This is a genomic window from Paraburkholderia sp. SIMBA_027, assembly GCF_046535315.1.
Lineage (GTDB): Bacteria > Pseudomonadota > Gammaproteobacteria > Burkholderiales > Burkholderiaceae > Paraburkholderia > Paraburkholderia tropica.
On record NZ_JAWRWY010001463.1, the window covers coordinates 1 to 241 of the forward strand.

General features: G+C 62.7%; 2 tRNA genes. Both read left to right on the plus strand.

Annotated features, from left to right (window positions below):
- Position 1 precedes the first annotated feature (1 nt).
- Positions 2–77 (plus strand) — tRNA-Glu (locus tag SB764_RS44045).
- An 88-nt stretch (positions 78–165) separates the two neighbouring features.
- A tRNA-Asp gene (locus SB764_RS44050) sits at positions 166–239 on the plus strand.
- The last annotated feature ends 2 nt before the right edge of the window (positions 240–241 follow it).

The following is a 241-nucleotide window of genomic DNA, read 5'->3' on the forward strand; positions in this document are numbered from 1 at the left end:
TGTCCCCTTCGTCTAGAGGCCTAGGACATCACCCTTTCACGGTGAGTACAGGGGTTCGAATCCCCTAGGGGACGCCAAAGTTTTCTGCGGCGCCATCAAGCAGTCAAGGCGACGCCGCCAGCGGGAGCTAACCAACGCCCGCCGGTGTAGTAGCAGAGCAGCACTGGAGCGGTAGTTCAGTTGGTTAGAATACCGGCCTGTCACGCCGGGGGTCGCGGGTTCGAGTCCCGTCCGCTCCGCC